Annotated in this window: 16 protein-coding genes; 4 read left to right on the top strand and 12 right to left on the bottom strand. The window is 68.8% G+C overall.

All coding sequences use genetic code 11. The features are described from left to right. Positions 1-64 precede the first annotated feature (64 nt). From AB0L57_RS08540 to AB0L57_RS08510, 7 genes are all read right to left on the bottom strand, one after another. Positions 65-454: a helix-turn-helix transcriptional regulator gene (locus tag AB0L57_RS08540; protein WP_364958990.1), complete on the bottom strand. Its 390-nt coding sequence runs from the start codon at positions 452-454 to the stop codon at positions 65-67. Continuing rightward, entirely contained in the window at positions 454-1,626 is a 1,173-nt protein-coding gene (gene dnaJ, locus AB0L57_RS08535) for a molecular chaperone DnaJ (protein ID WP_364958988.1), read from the bottom strand. Before dnaJ ends, AB0L57_RS08540 begins: the two co-directional genes overlap by 1 nt. 51 nt (positions 1,627-1,677) lie before the next feature. After that, on the bottom strand, positions 1,678-2,292 hold the full coding sequence (gene grpE / locus AB0L57_RS08530; protein WP_364958986.1) for a nucleotide exchange factor GrpE: 615 nt from the start codon (positions 2,290-2,292) through the stop codon (positions 1,678-1,680). Continuing rightward, positions 2,289-4,136, bottom strand: coding sequence for a molecular chaperone DnaK (gene dnaK, locus AB0L57_RS08525; protein WP_364958984.1), 1,848 nt, complete (start codon positions 4,134-4,136; stop codon positions 2,289-2,291). Before dnaK ends, grpE begins: the two co-directional genes overlap by 4 nt. A 311-nt stretch (positions 4,137-4,447) precedes the next feature. Then, positions 4,448-5,098 (bottom strand): endonuclease, encoded by a 651-nt coding sequence (locus tag AB0L57_RS08520; protein WP_364958982.1) that lies wholly within the window; start codon positions 5,096-5,098, stop codon positions 4,448-4,450. A gap of 98 nt (positions 5,099-5,196) precedes the next feature. After that, positions 5,197-6,021 carry a DUF1707 domain-containing protein gene (locus AB0L57_RS08515; RefSeq protein WP_364958981.1) on the bottom strand — a complete coding sequence of 275 codons (825 nt, stop codon included), beginning with the start codon at positions 6,019-6,021 and terminating at the stop codon, positions 5,197-5,199. A gap of 9 nt (positions 6,022-6,030) precedes the next feature. Continuing rightward, positions 6,031-7,110 carry a DUF1707 domain-containing protein gene (locus AB0L57_RS08510; protein ID WP_364958979.1) on the bottom strand — a complete coding sequence of 360 codons (1,080 nt, stop codon included), beginning with the start codon at positions 7,108-7,110 and terminating at the stop codon, positions 6,031-6,033. Positions 7,111-7,360: 250 nt separating this feature from the next. On the opposite strand from AB0L57_RS08510, the gene AB0L57_RS08505 reads away from it, so the two are divergent. Beyond that, the gene (locus AB0L57_RS08505) at positions 7,361-8,521 is read left to right on the top strand and encodes a zinc-binding dehydrogenase (protein WP_364958977.1); all 1,161 of its coding nucleotides are present in this window, start codon (positions 7,361-7,363) and stop codon (positions 8,519-8,521) included. A 4-nt stretch (positions 8,522-8,525) separates the two neighbouring features. Here AB0L57_RS08505 and AB0L57_RS08500 read toward each other — a convergent pair whose 3' ends face one another. The 5 genes from AB0L57_RS08500 to AB0L57_RS08480 form a co-directional block, all read right to left on the bottom strand. Beyond that, positions 8,526-9,383 (bottom strand): RNA polymerase sigma factor, encoded by an 858-nt coding sequence (locus AB0L57_RS08500; protein WP_364958975.1) that lies wholly within the window; start codon positions 9,381-9,383, stop codon positions 8,526-8,528. A gap of 44 nt (positions 9,384-9,427) precedes the next feature. Then, positions 9,428-10,318, bottom strand: coding sequence for a haloalkane dehalogenase (locus AB0L57_RS08495; protein ID WP_364958973.1), 891 nt, complete (start codon positions 10,316-10,318; stop codon positions 9,428-9,430). Between the two features lie 103 nt (positions 10,319-10,421). Further along, entirely contained in the window at positions 10,422-11,987 is a 1,566-nt protein-coding gene (locus AB0L57_RS08490) for a dynamin family protein (RefSeq protein WP_364958971.1), read from the bottom strand. A gap of 56 nt (positions 11,988-12,043) precedes the next feature. After that, a complete protein-coding gene (locus tag AB0L57_RS08485) occupies positions 12,044-13,870 on the bottom strand; it encodes a dynamin family protein (protein WP_364958969.1) in 1,827 nt (608 codons plus the stop codon). 33 nt (positions 13,871-13,903) lie between these two features. Further along, positions 13,904-15,718, bottom strand: a complete 1,815-nt coding sequence (locus AB0L57_RS08480; RefSeq protein WP_364958967.1) for an IniB N-terminal domain-containing protein — start codon at positions 15,716-15,718, stop codon at positions 13,904-13,906. A gap of 263 nt (positions 15,719-15,981) precedes the next feature. Here AB0L57_RS08480 and AB0L57_RS08475 point away from each other — a divergent pair, with 263 nt between their 5' ends. Genes AB0L57_RS08475 through AB0L57_RS08465 form a run of 3 tightly spaced genes read left to right on the top strand, consistent with a single transcriptional unit; the run spans position 15,982 to position 21,406 of the window. Then, complete coding sequence (locus AB0L57_RS08475) at positions 15,982-17,700, top strand: Hsp70 family protein (protein WP_364958965.1); 1,719 nt, start codon at positions 15,982-15,984, stop codon at positions 17,698-17,700. A 6-nt stretch (positions 17,701-17,706) separates the two neighbouring features. Continuing rightward, the gene (locus AB0L57_RS08470; protein ID WP_364958963.1) at positions 17,707-20,199 is read left to right on the top strand and encodes a LuxR C-terminal-related transcriptional regulator; all 2,493 of its coding nucleotides are present in this window, start codon (positions 17,707-17,709) and stop codon (positions 20,197-20,199) included. A gap of 34 nt (positions 20,200-20,233) precedes the next feature. Next, entirely contained in the window at positions 20,234-21,406 is a 1,173-nt protein-coding gene (locus AB0L57_RS08465) for a hypothetical protein (RefSeq protein ID WP_364958962.1), read from the top strand. Positions 21,407-21,564 lie beyond the last annotated feature (158 nt).

Below are 21,564 nucleotides of genomic sequence, written 5' to 3'. Positions count from 1 at the left end.
CACCACGACGAACAGCGCCCCCGGAAATCCGGGGGCGCTGTCGCAGAGCGTATTCGTGTGGTCGCTACCGCCGTTTGTTGCGCGGCTGCCACACCACCAGTGCGGTACTGCGTTGCGGCGGAGCGGGACGGTGACCCGCCCGCAGGGTCTCGACCTCGGCGGCCAATTCACCCACCCGCTGCTGTAATGCCTCGACCTGGTTGGTCAGTTCGATGATCCGTTTGATTCCGGCCAGGTTGACGCCCTCGTCCTGGGACAGCCGCTGCACCTCACGCAGCAGCTCGACGTCCCGGGACGAATAGCGCCGGCCGCCGCCCGAGGTACGTTGCGGCGTCACGAGTCCCAGCCGGTCGTAGGTCCGCAACGTCTGCGCGTGCATCCCCGCCAGCTGAGCCGCCACCGAGATCATGAAGTACTCGGTGCCGGTTGCCCGGCTCTTCGGATCACCGTTCATTACGCACCTGCCCAACCGGCACGCGGGTCGAACCCGCCGACCTTCTCCGCCTCCGCGTACTGCCGTAGCGCCTCGGCGGCTTCGTCGTCCAGCTTCTGCGGTACCGCGACCTTCACCGTGACCAGGAGGTCACCGGCACCGCCACCGCGCTTGGGCACACCGCGCCCACGCACCCGCAACGTCCGGCCGTCGGCGGTGCCCGGAGGCACCTTCACTCCGACTCTACCTTCCAGTGTAGGCACCGAAACCGTTGTACCCAGCACCAATTCGCTGTAGCTGACCGGCAGCACCAGGGTCAGATCATCGCCGTTGCGGCCGAAGACCTTGTCCTGACTGACGTGCACGCTGACGAACAGATCGCCCGCCGGTGCACCCCGCAGGCCGGCTTCGCCCTGTCCGGCCAACCGGATCCGCTGACCGTCGCGCACCCCGGGCGGGATACGAACGGTGATGGTGCGGGTCCGATTCTGGACACCGGTGCCATGGCAGTCGGCGCACGGATCGTCGATGATCGAGCCGGTTCCACGGCAGTCGTCACAGGGTTCGCTGAACCCGAACGCGCCCTGGTTACGGCTGATCACACCACTTCCGTTGCAGTGCGGGCACACTCGCGGGCTGGTGCCCGGCTTGGCACCACTGCCGTGACAGGTGGTGCACGGTGACGGACTGGTCATCCGCAGCGGCACGGTGACGCCCTGGGCCGCCTCACGGAAGCCGAGAGTCGTCTCGGTCTCCACATCGCTGCCGCGGCGCGGTCGCGATGTGGTCCGGGTACCACCCCGATTGAACAAGCCGCCCAGGATGTCTCCCAGACCACCGTCACCCGCTCCGGCCTGTGCACCTCCGAAGATGTCACCGAGGTTGAACTCCTGAGAGAATCCGCCACCGCCGGTGTACCCGCCGCCCGGGGCGTAGCCGCCGCGGCCGAAACCGCCGCTGGCGAACAACCGCCGAGCCTCGTCGTACTCCTTGCGCTTCTCCGGATCGGACAGCACGGCGTGCGCCTCGCTGACCGCCTTGAAACGCTCCTCGGCCTTGGTATCTCCCGGATTCTTGTCCGGATGCAGATCCCGGGCCAGCTTGCGGTAGGCCTTCTTGATCTCATCGGAGGACGCGCTGGAGGAAATACCCAGCTCTTTGTAGAAGTCCTTTTCCAACCACTCCCGATTCACCGGGCATCTCCTCCTTTCATGCCGTCGTGCGGCACAGCCCGCGGCTGTGTATTACTCGGCACCGTCGGCATCGCGGCCGGTATTCGTAGTGTCCGATGCCGACGCCAGATCCGCCACCCCATCGGTGACACCGACCAGCGCATGACGCAGGACGCGGTCACCGAGGCGGTAGCCCTTGCGCATGACCACACCGATCACCGGGTTGTGGCCCTCGCCCTCGTGCTGCACGGCCTCGTGCAGGGTCGGGTCGAAAGGTTCACCCTCGACACCGAATTCCTCGAGACCCTGTTTGGTCAGCGCATCGGCGAGCTTGTCCGCGACCGACTTCAGCGGTCCGGACTCGAGATCGCCGTGGGCACGGGCCCGGTCCAGATCGTCGAGTACACCGAGCAATTCGGTGACCACCGCGGCCTTCGCCGAATCGATGGCGACCTTGCGGTCGCGATCGCTGCGGCGGCGATAGTTGGCGTATTCGGCGGTCAATCGCTGCAGATCCGCGGTGCGCTCGGCCAATTCGGCCTCGGCACCGCCGACGGGGACCTCGGCGGCGGCCGCGGCGGACTCCGCCGCGGCCTCCTTCACATCACCCTGCGGGTTCCCGTCCTGGTCGATCTTTCGGTTGTCGACGATGGTGACCGGCTCCTCTTTCGGGTTCTGTTCGGTCACTTCTTCTCCGGCTCTTCCACGACCTCGGCGTCGACCACGGTGTCATCGGCATCGGCGCCGGGAGCGCCCTCGGCACCGTTACCGGCCGCCGCGCCCTCGGCTGCGGAGGCGTCGTAGATCGCCTGGCCCAGGGCCTGCGACTCGGTGGCCAGCTTCTCCACCGCGGACTTCACCGCGGCGATATCGCTGCCCTGCAACGCCTGCTTGGCCTCGGCGATGGCCGCTTCGACCTTCTCCTTGATATCGGCGGGCACCTTGTCGGTGTTGTCGGCGATGAACTTCTCGGTCTGGTGAACCAGCGACTCGGCCTGGTTGCGGGTCTCCGCCTCCTCGCGACGGGTCTTGTCCTCGGCGGCGTGCGCCTCGGCATCCTTCACCATCCGGTCGATCTCCTCCTTGGACAGACCGGAGCCGTCCTGGATCTTGATCGTGTTCTCCTTGCCGGTGCCCTTGTCCTTGGCGGTGACGTGGACGATGCCGTTGGCGTCGATGTCGAAGGTGACCTCGATCTGCGGCACGCCACGCGGGGCCGGCGGGATACCGGTGAGCTCGAAGGAGCCGAGCAGCTTGTTGTGCGAAGCGATTTCGCGCTCACCCTGGAAGACCTGGATCTGCACCGACGGCTGATTGTCGTCGGCGGTGGTGAAGGTCTCCGACCGCTTGGTGGGGATGGTGGTGTTGCGCTCGATGAGCTTGGTCATCACGCCACCCTTGGTCTCGATACCCAGCGACAGCGGGGTCACATCGAGCAGCAGGACGTCCTTGACCTCGCCCTTGAGCACACCGGCCTGCAGGGCGGCGCCGACCGCGACCACTTCGTCAGGATTCACGCCCTTGTTGGGCTCCTGGCCACCGGTCAGTTCCTTGACCAGTTCGGTGACCGCGGGCATACGGGTCGAACCACCCACGAGCACAACGTGATCGATGTCCTTGACCGAGATACCGGCGTCCTTGATCACCGACTGGAACGGCGCGCGGGTGCGGTCCAGCAGATCGGAGGTGATCTTCTGGAACTCCGAGCGGGTCAGCTGCTCGTCGAGGAACAGCGGGTTCTTGTCCGCGTCGACGGTGATGTAGGGCAGGTTGATCGAGGTCGACTGGCTCGACGACAGTTCGATCTTCGCCTTCTCGGCAGCCTCGCGCAGACGCTGCAGGGCCATCTTGTCCTTGGTCAGGTCGATGCCCGAGCTGGCCTTGAACTTGTCGACCAGCCAGGTGACGATCCGGTTGTCCCAGTCGTCGCCACCGAGGTGGTTGTCACCGGAGGTGGCACGGACCTCGACGACGCCCTCGCCGATTTCCAGCAGCGAGACGTCGAAGGTGCCGCCACCGAGGTCGAAGACCAGGATGGTCTGCTCTTTGTCGCCCTTGTCCAGGCCGTAGGCCAGCGCGGCCGCGGTCGGCTCGTTGACGATGCGCAGGACGTTGAGGCCCGCGACCTGTCCGGCCTCCTTGGTGGCCTGACGCTGCGCGTCCTCGAAGTAGGCGGGCACGGTGATCACCGCGTCGGTGATCTCCTCGCCCAGATAGGCCTCGGCGTCGCGCTTGAGCTTCATGAGCGTGCGCGCGCTGATCTCCTGCGCCGTGTACTTCTTGTCGTCGATCTCCACATGCCAGTCCTCGCCCATGTGGCGCTTGACGGACCGGATGGTGCGATCGACGTTGGTGACCGCCTGGTTCTTCGCCGGCTGCCCGACGAGAACTTCACCGTTCTTGGCGAACGCGACGACCGAGGGGGTGGTGCGCGAACCTTCCGAGTTGGCGACGACGACCGGCTCACCGCCTTCCAGGACAGCGATGACCGAGTTCGTGGTCCCGAGGTCGATACCGACCGCACGAGCCATGTTGATTCCTCCTAGGTGATGTAACTGTGGTTGGTGCAAGGACCTCGCCCTCGCACCGCACGGAGCACGGTTCTCAGCAACACTGAGCGTGGTCGGCTCAATCCTGCACTCCGATCCACTCGGAGTCAACCAGAGACTTGAGTCAGTTTCGCTCAACCTTGCGTTGATCAGCTCAACGAGCGGGGCGGGAGGTTCATTCCCGGCCCGGCAGAAAATTTCCGGAATCGGCCGCGTGCGGACGGCTCGCGATATCGAAAAGCGCCACGGAACCCTGACCACCTGCGGTTACGCGGCACAATCGAGCGTTCGGATCAACCGGCCGCCGCGAGCACCCGCTCGGCCAGATCCTTGTCCAGGCTCACCCGCACCAGCGCGGCGGCCAGTTCGGCATCGTGGCCCGAACGGCTGAGGCGGTCGAGCCGCCGCGGATCTCCGGACAGGTGGAGCACTGCGGCGCCCCGGCGGGCCCGTTCGTCGAAATGCGGGCGCAACCAGGTCCAGACATCCTGCACTTCACGCAGGAAGATGTCGGCGCCCGTCGGCCCGATGCCGTGGAACCGCTGCAGCGATTCGGCCAGCCGGATCGGATCGCGACCCGATTCGCCGACCAGTCCGCGCAGGTCACCGTGGTATCGATCGAGGATCATCGCGGCGTTCTCACCCAGCCGCGTCGCGGTGGATTCGTCGTAGCGGCGGTAGTGGCCGCGCCCCAGCGCGTCGACCAGTTCCTGCCAGTCGGCATCGGCGACGCGCTGTGCGGTGCGGTAGCCGGTCGAGATCAGCTCGCGGGCGGCACCGACCGCGATGTGCGCGGAGATACGGGTGCTGAGCAATTGGGCCAGCATGAGCAATTGGAACAGCGGAGCCGGTTTGTCCGCGAGTGCGATACCGGCCTCGGCGGCATAGGTGGTTCCGGCCCGCTCGAGCAGCTCCCGCGCGATTCTCGTATCACCCGCACTCATCCCGCCACCTGCCTTCGTGGGTCCGACGATCGCTCCGGTTCCGTTCTACCCCGCGGGAACCACGGAAAACACGGGCGGGCGAGAGGATCGCGGGCCGCCTACCGCGTGGCCATGGAGATGTGGAGCGGCTCACCGTCGAGGCCGACCGTCAGATATCCGACGTGCGGGCCCGCCGTATAGATGGTCACCGCCGCCACCTTGTCGTACCCGCGAGTGGAGCGTTCGATGGCGAGATGGGTGACCGGCGCCTGCGGCGCGCCGACCGTCCGCGGCGCACCGGCCACCAGAGCGGCCAGCTTGGGAATGTCGATCTTGCCGAGGTCGATCGGCTCGAGCTCCGGCTCCCGGGTGGTGGTGACCCAGTGATCGAATTTTCCCCTGTAGGAGAATCTTTCGGACTTCGACCGATCACCGTCGCCCGGCCGATGGACCGAGGCGCTGTCGGGATGCAGGGTGATCTCGTCGGCGAGCAGATCACCGAAATGTTCGCGATAGGCGCCGAGGAAGGATTCGATCCCCGCCGCGGTCGTCATATCCGGCAGCTTCTTCCCGGCGGCCGGACCGTCCGCACTGCTCGTCCATCCGCACAGCATTCCGATCAGACCCGCGACCACCACCGGCACGGCGGCGAGCACCCATCGGCGCGCACGGCGTCGCCGGGCCGGGCGCACCACGGGAGAATCGACCAGATTGGCCGGTATCTGCAGATCCCCGATGACGGTTTCGAGATCGGCGAAGGTGCGTGCCCGCATCGCGGCCGCCGTCCGGGTGCCGTGCTCGGCCTCGGTCAGTTGCCCGTCGTCGCGGGCGGCGTCCAGGAGCGCGCACGCGTCGACGCGGTCCGTATCGCGAACACGCAGACCGCTGTCGGCGGACCCGGTCCGGCGGAACGCGGCAGCAGGGGTCGAATCGTCGATTGCCATCAGCCGCGCCTAATCGCCGAAGGGAACTGTGCGGATCGGATCTCCGGCAGGAGTGATCTGGAGGAATCCGCTCTCGTTGAACTCGTTACGGACGAAGATGTCGATCGTCGGCACCTCGGTGATGCTGTCGTATTCCATACTGATGTGGCTCACCGTGCCGCCGTCGACCTTCAGCATCGGGACGGCGCGGCCGATCCACTCGCCCAGGGCGGACGAATTCACCGTGGCCAGATCGAATATCGGATCATCGGCGGTGCGCGAGGTCGGCTTGCTCGAAGTCATGAAACCACCCCAGTAGTCGAAGCCGGCGACCCGATTGGGCTGCGCCACCGAGGTGCGATCGACCGAGGCGTTCTCGGGATACAACAGCAATCTGTCGACCGTGGTGTCGCCGAACTTCGCCTGGTAATCACCGCGGAACTTCTCGAACCCAGCGGCGGTGGTCAGATCGGGCGTCTCGAACACCAGCGGGTGCACGACCTGTCCGACCGGGGCCGCCACCGGAGCGGGTGGTGCGGGTCGGTGCGTCAGCCGGAAACCGGCCACCGCGGCGGCCACCGTGACCACCACCACCGCACCCGCGAGCCACAGTGTCCCGGGCCGCGTCCGCGACCGTGGATCGATGGGCGCGGCGGCCGGTTTCTGGAGGTCTTCGGTCAGTCCGGCCAGATCGCCCAGTGTCGTGGCCGCGGCCGTCAGTTCGGTGCGCGTCCGGTGTTCCTCGGCCGACAGCTGACCGTCGGCCAGAGCGGTGTCCAGCGCACGGCAGGTGAGCGCCCGATCCTCATCGCGGGCCCGGATGCGATCCGGGTAGCGCCCGATCCGGTTCGCCGGATTCGGCCGCGGTGGCTCCGACCATCCCGCGCTCCCGTCCGGAGTCTGCAGATCCCCCACCAGCCCCCGCAGCACACCGATCGTTGCCGCGGCCTCGGCCCGATCGGATCGATCGTGATATTCGTCGGCGCCGAGCTGTCCCTCCTCGTACGCGGCATCCAGCAACGTCCGGGCCCGTACGCGATCCATGTCGCGAGCCCGCATACTCCCGGCGGCCTTCGATGCTTCCGACATTCGGGACGAACTGGAATTCACTTCTGAATGGTAGAACGTCGGTGACCTGCGTCGGCAGGTTCCGACCCGTTGGCGACATATCGACGGCCACCGGCCGCATATCGGTCGCCCACCCGTCACCGTCCGGCAACCCGGATTCCGCTGTGTCGCGACGACATTCGGGCATCGACGCCGGACGGGCGCCCGGCTCCCGGCGACGGGCGTGAAAACGGACACATTCGCCCCGCCGAACTCGTGGTTACGGGGCCCGACCGCGCGGTACCGTTCGGATATGAAGGCCGTGGTGTGCTCCGAGGGCAAGCTGGAAGTCGCCGATGTTCCGACGCCGAAGCCCGGACCGGGGCAGGTGCTGCTCTCGGTCACGCGCTGCGGGATCTGCGGATCGGATCTGCACGCGCGTCTGCACTGCGACGATCTCGCCGACCTGGCCGCCGCGACCGGCTACCACAATTTCATGCGATCGAACGAACGCGTGGTGCTGGGGCACGAATTCTGCGGGGAGATCGCCGAATACGGCCCCCGCTGCCGCAAGCGCTGGGCGCCGGGCACCCGGGTGGTGGCGTTGCCGATCATCCGCAACGGACGTGAGCCGGAGTTGACCGGCCTGTCGCAGGCCGCACCCGGTGGTTACGCCGAGCAGGTGATCGTCCAGGAGTCGATGACCTTCCCGGTACCGAACGGGCTGTCCACCGAACATGCCGCGCTGACCGAACCGATGGCGGTGGCCTGGCATGCGGTGCGCAAGGGCCGGGTGGGGCGTAAGCAGACGGCCTTCGTCGTCGGCTGCGGTCCGATCGGCCTCGCGGTGATCAGCATGCTGCGCGCGTCCGGAGTGAAAAACATTGTCGCCAGTGATTTCTCACCACGGCGGCGCGAGCTGGCCCGCCTGTGCGGCGCCAACGTCGTGGTCGATCCGGCACTCGAATCACCGTGGCAGGCCGATCCGGCCAAGAGCCGGATCTCCGATGTCACCGATGTCCTGAACCTGGGTTTCGACGCGATGGCGCGATTGCGCGGCATTCCGGCACTGCCCTGGTGGTATCTGTTCCGCATCGCGCACACCCTCGATGCCGCGCCGACCGGGCCGGTCGTTTTCGAATGCGTCGGCGTACCCGGCATCATCGACCAACTCCTCACCGCCGCACCGCCTTCCACCCGCATCGTGGTCGTCGGGGTGTGCATGGAGGTCGATCGGTTCCGGCCCGCGATGGCGATCAACAAGGAGATCGAACTGCGCTTCGCCTTCGGCTACGACCCGGGCGAGTTCCGCGACACCCTGCACATGATCGCCGACGGCAAGGTCGACCCCGCACCGCTGATCACCGGAACCGTGGGGCTGGGCGGTGTGGACAATGCCTTCACCGCCCTGGGCAGTCCGGAGCAACACGCGAAGATCCTCATCGACCCGGGCAGTGCGCTGATCGAGGTGTGACCCGTCACCGATCCAGCAGCGGAAACCGCCCGGAGCTCAGCAGTTTCGCGATGGCCGCGAGTCGCGCCGGCGGCAGCGCGTAGTCCGGATGGGCCCGGAACACCGATGCGGCATCGTGCAGCCGGACCATCTGCTGTTCGGCGCGCACCGCGTCGCGACCACCGGCCACGATCGGATGCGCTGCCAGCGCGGGGCGTTTCGCATCGACCCGTCCGAGGGCGAGCGCGGCCGGAACCCGGCGGGCGCAACGGCATCCGGCGGCGGGGTTCACCACGCCGCAGGTCGCGTTCAGGAAGTTGCCGAGCCGGGCTCTGGCTCGCTCCAGCCGCTTCCGATACGTCGCGGCGCCGATGTCGAGGATCCAGGCCGCCTCCGCCGAGGTCAGTTCGAAGACATCGGCGAGGACGAAGGCGATGCGCTCGTCTCGTCCCAGACACTGCAGCATCGCCTGACTGCAGTTCAGCCGCACCTCGTGGGTGAGCAGCGTGGCCTCCGGGCCCCGATAGTCCTCGGCCGCGAGGCCGTCCAGCAGATTCGCGCCGAAACGGTCCAGATCCAGCTGCGCCGTCTCCTGTGCGCTGCGCCGCCGCAGATTCAGCAGATGGTTCACCCCGACGCGATACGCCCAAGTGGTGAGCCGCGCCTCGCCACGCCAGCTCGCCAGATTGCCGACCACCCGCAGCAGGATCTCCTGCACCGCGTCCTCGGCGTCGACGGGCCGCCCGACCATCCGTAAGGCCAAGCGGTACAGCGGATCCTGCAGAATGCGCACCACCTCGGTGATCGCGCCGCGGTCCCCCGCCACGGCGCGATCCACCAGGGCGATTTCCCGAGAGCGTTCATCCGGCGGATCGACTGTCATCGACCGATCGTCCGGCGATCACCCGGATCGCGCAACCACACAGGTCATCGGGAGTTCTGCACAACCTCCCGGGGACGGGGTGCAGCGAGGCCATGGCGGTTCACCCACTCGGCGATCGCGGATCCGATCGCATCGGGCCGATCCTCCGGTGCGTGATGTCCGGCGGGACCGATGCCGGCGACCTCGGCCGCGGCGAAGGTGCGCCGCGCCCACTCGATCGCGGCTTGCCCGCCCATCCCCACACCGTTGTCCACAGCCAGGACCAGCTTGGGGACATCCGCACTGGCCGCCATCCAGTGGCCGTAGTCCGCCATCACCGCCGCGACGTCGGCCGGTTCGCCGTCGAAGGGGATCTCCCGGGGCCACACCAGCATCGGCAGACGGGACTCCGGCGTCGGGTAGGGCGCCCGGTAGACGTCGAGGTCGGCCGGAGTGAGGCTCTTCGCACCGAACGGAAGGTTGAACTCGATGAACATGTTGTCCTGCAGGATCATCCGCTCGCCCTCCGGCGAGCGGAAGCGGCGGAACAGTTCCCGTCCCTGTTCCGGCATCTCCGACCAGCGCAGCGGCCGCAGGAATGTCTCCAGCACCGCGACCCCGCGCACCCGATCGCCGTGCCGGGCCGCCCAGTCCATGGCGAGCGCCCCACCCCAGTCGTGGCCGACCAGGATCACCTCGTCCAGTCCCAGCCCGTCGAACCAGGCTTCGAGATAGCGGGCATGGTCGGCGAACCGATAGGGGCTGTCGGGTTTCCCGGACTCACCCATCCCGATCAGATCGGGCGCCAGCACCCGGGTCAGCGGATCGATGTGCGGAATCACATTGCGCCACAGATGGGACGAGGTCGGATTGCCGTGGAGCAGGACCACCGGGACCGAACCCGCACCGGTATCGCGATAGGTCATGAAGGAATCGAGTGTCGTGATGGTGGGCATGGTGTCGTCCTCGGATCGTGGGTGCCGACTGTCTTCGTCGGTGCTTACATCCGGTTGGACACCCGTTCCCGACCGCTGTGACAGGCGCTCGATGTGATGTGCCTCACGCATCTCCGGCGGTGGACGCGACCAGACCTTCCGCGCTGCGAGCGGCGGTCAGGCAGGCAGTGCCGGTGAGCTGATCGGCCAGGGGGTGGCGGGCCCTTGCCCGCCACTTGTGCACAGCAGCGACGGCCCGGGCACGGACGGCATCGGGCGTCGCATCGGCCGGTAGACCGAGTCGCAGATGGGCCGCGATCCCGGTGCCTCCGATCAATCGGTGCAGTTCGGCCAGATCATCCGGGGACAGCGGTAGCTCCTCGGTGCGCAACCGGCCGAGTAATCGAAGCTCCGCGAATCCGTGCACATCCGCCAACAGCCTGTGGATGGGTGGTAACAACTCGTCGGCGCGGGTTCCCGGATGCGCGGCCACGATTCGGGCCACCGCGGTCAGTGCCGAATGCGCCTTCAGCTGATCGGCGCGCTGAGCGAACTGCACCTCCAGCACCGAACGCAATTCGTCCACACCGCTGCGCTGCGTCAATTCCGCTGCCAGCGTGGACGAGTCGCGCACGCCGAGCCGGATCAGCATGACCGCCATCCGAATGCCGAACAGGCCGAACCGAGCCGCGAGATGGGCACGCAGGTCGGCCGGGACCGGCAGGCGCGGATCCGGATGCGCGAAGCGATCGGCCGACAGCAGGGCCGTGCTCAGCTCGTCCACCGGCACACCGGCCAGGTTCTCGAACGCGTCGAATTCGCGCTGCCGCAGTGTCGCGGCCGCGAATGCCAGCAGCCCGGCCACCGGAATCACCGCCTGGCACAGGCCGGTTCGCTCCAATTCGGCGGCGAAACGCGATGATACGTCGCGGGCGGAATGGAGTGCGTCGATCCGCCCGGCGCCGATCTCGTCCGCCCGCGACACGACACCGATCACGCCCAGCGGTCCCGACCCGGCCTGCCGCCCCGCGGATTCGGCATGGGTGGCGGCGAGCTGCTCCAGAAAACCGATATCGGCGGCGTCGAGACGGCGCAGCAGGTACACCACCGCGTCGGCCTCGGGAACCGGCGGCCCCGCATCCGAATCGGGTGCGAGCAAGCGGGACGTGCGCATCGAGACCTCGTGCGACAGCGAGGAAGTGCCCGGGGTGTCGATGATGGTGGTTCGCTCCAGGGTGGCGGCCGGCCAGCACACCTCCAGATGACCGAGTTCGTGCGCACCCGCGGTATCCCAGCGCAGTGCGGACAGATCGAAACTCAGGCCGTGCGCACCGGGCAGACCACCGGAACCGGGAGTGCGGCGCACCGCGACATCGGCCCGCGCGCCATCACCCGCCGCCGCGGTGACCCGGGGCGCCGGACCGTGGCGGTACCACGTCACCATCCGGGTGCACTCGGTCGCATCCGTCGGAGCGATGTCCTGGCCGACCAGGGCATTCAACAGGGTGGATTTACCGGCCTTGAGCTGCCCGGCCAGTGCCACCCGCAACGGTTGTTCGAGGCGATGCGCGCACTCACCCAGCAGTACGGCCGGATTCGAACCACGTGCGAAGGCCGCGCGCGCCGCCGCGACCAGCCCGCGCGCCTCGTCGGCGATGCCCGGCGCACGCCCGCCGATCTGGTAACTCACCTGGTCACGGTACCCGAGCGTGCGGGCAGAACCGGTCGGGGACGACATCGGGCGAATCAGGACGCCGGCGCCTCGGACAGCATCGCATCGCCGTAGCGGCGCAATTCGGCGACCACCCGCAGTTGCCGTTCCAACTCCGCGTCGCGCCGGTTGCGCTGCGCGGTCTCCACCCCGGCCGCGTCCTGGGCCGCCTGCAGCGAATCGTTGATCGAGCGCAGGCTGCGGTCGGCGATACCGGTGAAGTGATCGCGCAGGATGCGATGAATTCGGTGCAGCCGGTCACGGGACTGCTTACTCGCTTCGAAACTCACATCGTCGAGATGGCGACGGACCGCCACTTTCGCCTCGCTCCGGCGGCGGGTCAGGCGCTCGCGCTGATCGTCACGAAATGCCTTGCTGCCCAGTAATACTCCTGCCCCCAGCGAGACCGGGTTGATCAAGGCGAGCCCGGCGACCGTACTGACGAGACCGACCATCACCATGCCGCCGTAGGAACCGCGCAGTCCGACCAGCAATTTGTGTCCGACGCCGAGATCGGGCTCGAGATCGGCCAGGGTCACCGCGGCGACTCGCGAATCGTCCACGGCCGCAGCGGATCGCACCGAAGGCAGGTCGACCGCGCCGAATTCGAGAAAATGCTCGGCGACCCGCTCGGCCAGATGAACGGCGCGATGGTGAGTCCAGAGCAGATTGTCGCCGATGGCGGTGTCGGTGGTCTGGGTCAGCCACTGTTCCAGACTGTCCCAGCGACGCGCCGGATCGTTCTCGTCGATCCAGTCCTCGGCCGTTCTGGCGATGACGCGCAATCGATCTCGCAGATCGTGATCGATGTCGCCGGCCAGATCGGTGACACCGTCACCGAGGGTCTGCTGCCACGCCGCGGTACGGCGATGCAGGTCCTCGGCTTGCGCCTTGGCGATTCGCAGCGCGCGGATGGCCGCGGCGCCACGTTCGGGATCGCGCAGGGTCACCAGTTCACTGCTCAGTGCCAGGGCCAGATGTTGTGCGGCGGCGCAGATGTCGAGGGCCACCGCGCGCCGGGCGGCGGCCTCGTCCCGGGCCACCACCTGCTCGGTCAGGAAGTCGAACAGGAGGCCGAAGCCGGACTCCCGGCCCAGCTGCTGATCCTGCAGGCGCATGGCGTGATCGCGCAGCAGTGCCGAAACCGGAATCAGCGGCACCGGCAGGTGATTGCGCTCCAGATGTGATCGATCCGCATCCAGCACCCGGCGCCAGTGCGGGTACAGATCGATCTTGCTGAGGATCAGTGCCACGGCCGGGCACAGTTCGCGCACCTGCCGCAGGAATTCCACCTCGGGTTCGGTCAGTTCGGTGGAGGCGTCGGAAACGACCAGCACCGCGTCGGCAGCCGGAGCGAGAGCCAGGACCGCGGCGGAGGCCGCCGTCGCGTGCCCACCGACCGGCGGCGTATCGATGACGACGATGCCGTCGGCCAGTAGCGGATTCGGCAACTCGATCTCCACCCGCACCACCCGGCCGGATCGCGTCGTTGTGGTGTGGATCTCGTTGAGCGGCACCGAAATTCGCCGCAGATCACGGTCATCGCCTGGTACGGCGATCACGAGTTCGGCGCGCGGCCGCGCACCGTGGCCGAGCACCATCGGCACCGCGGTCGTCGCGTCGTCACCGACCGGGCTGATATCGAGATTCAGCATGGCGTTGACGAACCGGCTCTTGCCCTGATTCCCCAGGCCCGCCACCACGATCCGACGGCGTGGATCGCGGACCCGATCGGCCAGCGCATCGAGCCGGCCGACGAGATCGTCACGATCCGCGGCACGCGCGGCGGCGATGGTTTCGGCGAGGATCCGCGACAGCGGCGTCGCCGGGACGGACGTTTCACCCACTGCGAGACCATTCATATCCGTTGCCAGCCAATCTTTTCCGAAACCGGATCAGTGCAGGAGTCCACCGGCGACATCGCCGACGGCATGGGCGTCGGTGACCGTGGTGACATGACCGGTGGTGTCGCCGAACAGGCCCGCATCGGTGTGTCCGGCAGTGTCGATCCCACCGCCGAGAGCGCTGTGGCCGCCGGCGGACAGTGCGCTGTCGATACCGCTGCCGGTCCCGCCGAAGGCTCCGGACAGATCGGCCCCGACGCCTGATCCGAAGGCATGCGATACATCCACACCCGACCAGGCGCCGCTGAGCGGCGACCCCGAGTCGGGCACCGCGTGCGTGGCACTCGAGGCGGATCCGAGATCCCCGCCCGCCGTGCCCGAAACATCCACGCCGCCATGCAACCCGGCGGACGGCATCGACAGTGCCGAGGACGCATCGGTCCCCGTGTGCACCGCCGAATCCGCGGTACCGGACAGTGAAGTCGCCAAGTCACCCGTGCTCTGCACACCGGCGACGGCGGTGCCGGAGAGTTCGGTTCCGCCCTGCAATCCACCTGCGAGCCCACTCTGCGCTGCGGCGGAAAGCCCGGTCTCGAGCCCCGTCGCCCCACCATGCGCACCGGCACTGTCCACACCGGACAGCGAAGTCTGCAGCCCCGCACCGGGATTCGTCACACCTACGAATCCCGCCCCCACACCGCCGAGCCCGGCACCGGCGGCGCCGGTCAGGGCGGAGCCGAGCTCGGCACCCGTCTGAGCAACGGCCCCGAGTCCGGTCTGGGCCCCGGCGTCCAGCGAGGTACCCAGCCCGGCATCGGCCGCACCGGACACGGCACCACCCAGACCCGAACCGAGGTTGCCCGGAGCACCACCGAGTCCCGTTTCCAGCCCGGTTGCGGCACCGGCGGCTCCCGACAGGTCCGTACCGAGACCTGCTGCGGCATCGGCCGCTCCGGTCACCGCACCGCTGAACGTTGCGCCCGCCGCTACCGCACCATCGAGCGCCGCGTCCGCCCCGGCTCCGGCAGCAGCCGCCGTACCGAGCGCGCCACCCAGGGCCGCCCCACCCAATGCACCGCCCAGGTTCGCACCGGCTTGCACCGCAGCACCGAGCGCGCCACCCAATTCCGCACCAGCCTGCGCCACCCCACCCGATGCACCACTCAACTCCGCGCCGAGGTTCGCTCCGGCCGCGGCCGCACCACCCAGCGCACCGTTCAGTTCCGCGCTCAATCCCGAGACGCCTGCGGCCAGACCAGCCGATGCGTCGGCCAAATCTGTTGTCGCCGCGCTGATTCCGCTTCCAATTCCGTTGGCCAGATCCGCGCCGGCGGCGGTGACAGTCTCGGCGGCGCCCTGGATTTCGGCGGTGAGTCCGAGGTCGGCGCCGGTCTGTCCCGACCCGGAGAGGGCACCGCCGAGACCGACCGCGACTCCGGTGAGTGCGCCGAAACCGGCGGTCAGGCCGGCTTCGAGTCCCGCACCCACCGCGGCGGCGGCGTCGAGGCCGCCGCCCAGCTCACCGCCGAGTCCGGCGTTCGCGCCGAGTCCCAGGCCGGCCCCCAGATCCACTCCGGTTCCGGCCTCGATCCCGGTGCCCGCGCCGAGCGCGGCACCGGTGCCGAGATTCGCCTCCGTGGTCGCGGCCGCACCACCGCCCGCCGCCACGATGGCGGCCAGTTGCGAACCACCACTGACCAGTGCGGATTCGGCGACCATCGGTGCGACAGCGGCGATGTCCTCGGGCGTCACCGCGGTGAGCCCCGCCGCGCACAACGATTCGGTGGGATTGGCGCAGTAACCGACGGCAGCCTCGTGGTCACGCAGCAGTCCGAGAATGAACTCGAGAATGGCGTTGGGGGTCATCGCGGATCGCCTCCTGGATCGGCGGATCTCGAGTGATCCGCGGCAGTCGAATTACCATTCACGCTAAGAACCCCGGGCGTTACGGGAATCGGGGCGAATCCCCCCATTTCGACAAAGGCGACCGATCGGGGAATCGGGGCACCTGGGGAGGCATTAGGGGAATTTCCCCGAACATGCCGAATATGCGGTAACGACCGCGCCGCGGCAACCGACAGTGGAATAGGTCGTGCCGGCCGCGAATTTCCGAAGACAGGGGTTCTGGAATGACTCAGGGGCAGACGCTCGGCATCACCGTCGGCTCGTCGCGCACCATTGCGGCGACCGGATCCGCGAGCGCGGGCGCCCACCCGGAGGACGTCTCGGTCCACATCGGCCGGCAGCGCCTGCCACCGGTGCCGGAATTGTCGGAGAATTTACTCACCCGTGTGGGCGACCCCGTCGGAATTCTGCTGCCCGACGGATCGACCGTTGCCGCCGCGGATCTGGTCGCGGAGACGATCAACCAGGTGGTAGCCGATTTCTCCCCGGTGTCCACGGTCGCCACCGTTCCCGCGTGGTGGTCGGCGGGTGCCGTCGAATCCCAGCGGCAGGCCCTCGCGCGGGCCGGGTCCGAATCCGTCGTGCTGGTACCCGAACCGCTCGCCGCACTGCGTCGTTTGCAGGCCGGCGCCGCCGTACCGGACGACACCGTGGTGGTCGTGCACGACCTCGGCGCGAGCGGCACGACGGTCTCGGTGGTGCGTACGGGGGCCGGTCCGGGACTGCTGGTCGACTGCGTCCGTTCCACCGAGATCTCGGGCACGGAATTCGACTTGTCGATCATGCGCTACGTCTTGGCAAATGTTGTGGGGGAACGGGATTTCGATCCCTTCGACCCGGTCGTGGAGCGTGAATTATCGATTCTGCGGAACCGTTGTGCCGCCGCCAAACACCACCTTTCCCGCAATACCGCGACAACGATCCAGGTCCGCTTGGCCGGCATCGCCCGCGATGTGCGCCTGGTGCGCGACGAGGTGGAGGAACTGCTACGCGGTCCGATGACAGATTCCGTGGGCCTGGTGCACGAGGTGGCCCGGCGCGCGGGAGTCGGCAGCGACAAGATCGGGCGCATCCTGCTCACCGGCGGCGGTGCGTCGATCGGTCTGCTGACCGAACTGATCTCCGCCGAATTCACCGCGCCGCTCGCACCGATCGACGACCCGGTTTCACTGAGTACCCGTGGCGCGGTACTGCTCGCCGCGGATCTGCTGACCGAATCCCGCACCGCCGCCGGCGGACCGACGAGGACGGCAGCGGGAACCCCCGCACCACCGATCAGTTCCGACAAGATCGATACGGTCGCCCTCGCGGCGCTCGGAGGTCGCGGCACCATCGAGCCACCACCCGCCGAATCCGCGATGCGGACGAGTTCCGGCGGCCGCCGCCGAGTCCTGTTCCTCGCCGGTGCCGCGCTCGCGGTGGGCGTCCTCGCCACCGGAACTCTCGCCCTCGGCACCACCGGTGCTCCCGCGCCGACCTCGGCCACATCGCCCGCGGCCACCACATCGACGGTCCGTGCCGCTGCGGCGGATTCGGCGAGCCCGGCCGTGGCGGAGAACGTCGCGGCGAACACCACCGGAGCCGTCCACGCGGACACCGGCGCGAACACCGTTGCCGCCCCGGCCTCCGCGGCACCCGCGTCGAATGCCCCGGGGCCGGGCACCGCGGCACCGAACACACCCGTCGGCGTGGCCGCACCGGCACCTGATCAACCGGATGCCCCGGCACCGGCCGCGCCCGCGGCGAACTCTCCCGCACCGAATTCCCCACCCGCACAATCACCGCCGCCGGTCACACAATCCCCGACGGCACCCGCCCAGTCCGGTACATCACCCGGCAGCCGGCTCGGCAACACCCTGAACAACGGACTGGACCAGGTGGGGAACACGGTCGGGACGGTGTTGCAGGTGCCGGGCAAGATACGGCCGCACGAAGGCAATTGAGGATCGGTGACAGTGGTCGGAAATGTCGCGATAGCACTCGGTGCCAGGCCCGGCGCCCGGGAAATCCTGCGTGAGCTGGATTCCGATACTCCGGACACGCTCGCCTACCTGATCCGGGGTCGCGGTGGCACGGGGAAGTCGGCGTTGCTCGCGGCGATCCGTAACAGTCTGCGCCGCCGCGGTATCGGCTGCTCGGACGATACGGCCACGCCCGCCGCACCGGGTACCCGATCCGCCGTGGTCGTCGACGACGCGCACACCCTGGACCAGTTCGAGCTGGAAAAGCTGTGCGGCGCGGTGGAATCCGATCCGCGCATGCTGGTCATCGCCACTCGCCCGCAACCGCACGACTTCGCGCTGCGTGCCCTCACCGAGGCGGTGTCCCGCCGCGGCCGGGTACTCGATCTGCGTCCACTCGGCCCCTCCGAGATCGACCCGTTCGCACGGGAATTGGGGATGGCGGTCCCGCGTCCGATCACCGAGCACATCCATCTGCTCACCGGTGGGATACCCGCCGGGGTGACGGCCGCGCTCACGGCCGCCTGCGCCGCTCGCCTCGACGGCGGTATCGAAGCGGTCGATCTGGCGGTCGCCGATTGGGCGCGGCAACTGCTCGACGACACCGAGCCGACGCTGCTGGAGGTCCTGACCGTCGCCGCCACCGGCGCCGGACTCGATCCAGGCGAAGTGGCCGAGGTGCTCGCCGTCGACGAGCGCACCGCGATCGGACTCGTCGATCGGGCCCGCGCCGGCGCCCTGGTCACCGACGCCGACCTCCTGCCCACCCCGGCGGTCGAACCGCTGCGCACCCTGGTGGGCGAGCGGCGCTTCGTCTCGATCCAGCGGCGACTGCTCACCGTCCGGCTGGAATCCGGGCTGCTGCGCGATCACACCGCCCTGGTACTCGCGGACTCCGGTGTGCGCGACGATCGCCTCACCGAATTCCTGCGCGCCGCGGCCGAACGCGCGGGTGATGACGCATTCCGCTATTACAACGCGGCCGTGGGCGCCGGGTGCGATCCGCGGACCGTCGCGATACCGCATGCGACAGCGGCGGTCCGGGCCGGCGACGACACCGCCGCACTGCGGCTGGCCGAGCCGGTGCTCTCCCGCGCCGATGCGAACGGTGCGGAACTGGCGGCGGCCGTACGGATCTGCGCGAACATCCACGCCCGCCGCGGATTCATCGATCGCGCCGCACAGCTGTACTCCTGGCTGGGCCCGGCCCGGACCGGCGCCGACCGTTCGGCTGCCGCCGTCTACTACCTGCACGGCGATATCGAACGGGCGGCCGCGATCTCGGACGCACCGGCACCGCCCACCGAAATCAATTCCCGCACCGAACGTTTCACGACCGCGCTGGAGCAGACGATCATCGGCGGCTCCCGCAGTGCCGCGACCGCCGCGACCGCCACGCTCATCCAGCTCACCCGCACCGGCCCGGATGTGGAGACGACACTGCCGTGTGCGCCGGTGACGGTGGCGACGCTGCTGTGCCTGAGCATGGGTGAACCCCGGCGTGCCGCCGATGCGCTACGTGACGCGAATCCGCGGGACCCGGCCATCCGGGTGCTCACGGCGTGGACAGCGATGCTGGGCGGTGACGAGCAACTGGCCACCGAAACCCTGTCCGGCCTCGCGGCCCACACCCTGACGCCGCGCGATCAGCTACTGGCGCACGGTGTTTCGGTGGGCCTGGTCCGTCGTGGCGGCGACCCCGGCCTGCTGGCACGGGCCTGGGAAGCCGCGCGACCGCTGTTCGACGAGGTCGAGGTGGACCTGCCGACACTGCTGCCGATCGGCGAACTGTGGGCCGCCGCGATCCGTCTCGGCGAGCCGGAGCGCATCGTCGGCCTGGTCGACGCGGCCCGGGAACTGTTGCACCGCGCCGGAAATCCCCCCGCGTGGGCGAACATCTTCCACTGGTGCGAGTTGCAGGCCGCCATCGCGCACGAACGGCCGGACGAGTTGCTGCCCCCGGCGGGCCGGCTGAAATCGGCTGCGCAGGAGGGTGATCCACACGCCGCGATCCTCGCCGACGCCGGCCGGACCTGGGTCATGGTGTTGCGCGGTGAGATCGACGCGGAACAGGTGACCGCGGCGGCGCGTCGGCTCGCCGCGATCGGACTGGTCTGGGATGCCGCCCGGCTCGCCAGTGAAGCGGCCCTCGGTTGTGAGGACCCCCCGACCGCGACCGCGTTGCTGAAACTCGCCCGCGCGATCCGCGCCGACGCCCGCCCGCCCGCGCACTCCGATCGGCGGGTCTCCGGCGGAATGAGTACGGAACCGGCCGCGTCGGTTCTCAGCGACCGCGAGCGCGAGGTCGCCGAGTTGGTCCTGCTCGGCCTGACCTATCGCGAGATCGGGTCCCGGCTGTACATCTCGGCCAAGACCGTGGAGCATCATGTCGCGCGGATCCGGCGTCGCATCGGGGCGGGTTCACGGTCGGAGTTATTGTCGATGCTCCGCGCAATGGGACACGGTTCGCCGGCCGAGTGACCCGCGCACGAGAGACCGAAGCGAGGTAGTGAGGATGGCCACAGGGGTGGGCCTGCGGATCGCCGAGGACGAATGTATCGCGGCGATCGTCGCCGGTGGTGGCGATTCCGAGGAGACGCCCGAGCCCTTCTACATCACTCGCGAGTCGGTGCTGCACATGTCCGACGACGGCGACACCGCCCTCGGCGGACAGGCGCCCCCCGGGCACAGCCATTCGATCCGCGGATTCGTCTCGGCCATCGGTGATCCGGCCGGGATCCCGGTCGACGCCGGCGAGGCGTACCGCGCCGAAGATCTGCTGGCGACCGCCATCTTCTGCCTGATCAACCTGGCCGCGGACCATCTCAACGGACCGGCCGAGTTCTACGCCACCCATCCCGCCGACTGGCCGGCCGAATACATCCGCGGTCTGCGCGAGGCGCTGGACTATCTGGGGCTGCGTTCGGTGGTTCTGGTGAACGAGGGGGATCTGCCGGCCGCCGAGGACGGTCGCGGCCACGCCCGCGACGCCGCCCGAGCCGCCCTCGCCGCGGTCCTGTCGACACCCGCGGGCGCCACGCCACCCGATCCGGCCGGCGCCGAGAACGCGCTGGTGGTCACCGATGTGCTACCCGCGGTCCCGGCCGCCGCCGCGACCATGCAGGCCTATTCGGCGGCGATCCCGGTGCCACCCGGCGCATCGGAGCCCGAGGCGATGACCGCCGCGGCCACGATGGCGGCGCCGGTCGAACCTGTCCCCGCGGATCCATCGCGAGCTCGCCGCACCCCGTGGCTGATCGCGGCGGCCGCGGTCCTCGTCGGACTGTTCCTCGGCGGAGTCGCGGCGGCGATGGTGCTGCGCGACGATGCCACCAGCCAGGTCCCGCCGACGAGTGGCGGGGCCGAGGCACGCACTCAGCCGCCGACCACCACCTTGCCGGCACTCCCACCCCCGCCGCCGCCCGCGGAGCCCGAACCGGAGCCGGTGACGGTCGCACCGGAGCCGACGACAGTCGACGAATACACCGAGGCACCGACCACGACCACCACACCGAGCGCGACCCCGAGTCCCACACCGACCGGAGTCACCCAGGGGCCCACGACCACCACACCGTCGCCGACCACCACACACCGGCACCGCCCCGGCGGCACGGGTAGCTCCTCCACCACTCCCGACCCGGACGACAACACTCCGACTCTCCCGTGGCCGTGGGTATCGGCTCCGTGATTGTTTCGTAGCGAAACTCACGCCGTTGTGCCCTAAAGTGGGGCGCTGACCGGGTCGACAGGCGTACCCCTCGCCGGACGAGCGGTCTGCTTGATGGTCGAGGGCTGTTGCCACCCAATGGTTTACCGCCCACGGGTGAGGGCACACATGTGCCAGAC

Source organism: Nocardia sp. NPDC052254, from assembly GCF_040679495.1.
In the GTDB taxonomy this organism is placed as follows: Bacteria; Actinomycetota; Actinomycetes; order Mycobacteriales; family Mycobacteriaceae; genus Nocardia.
This window is presented reverse-complemented; position numbering and strand designations above follow the sequence as displayed.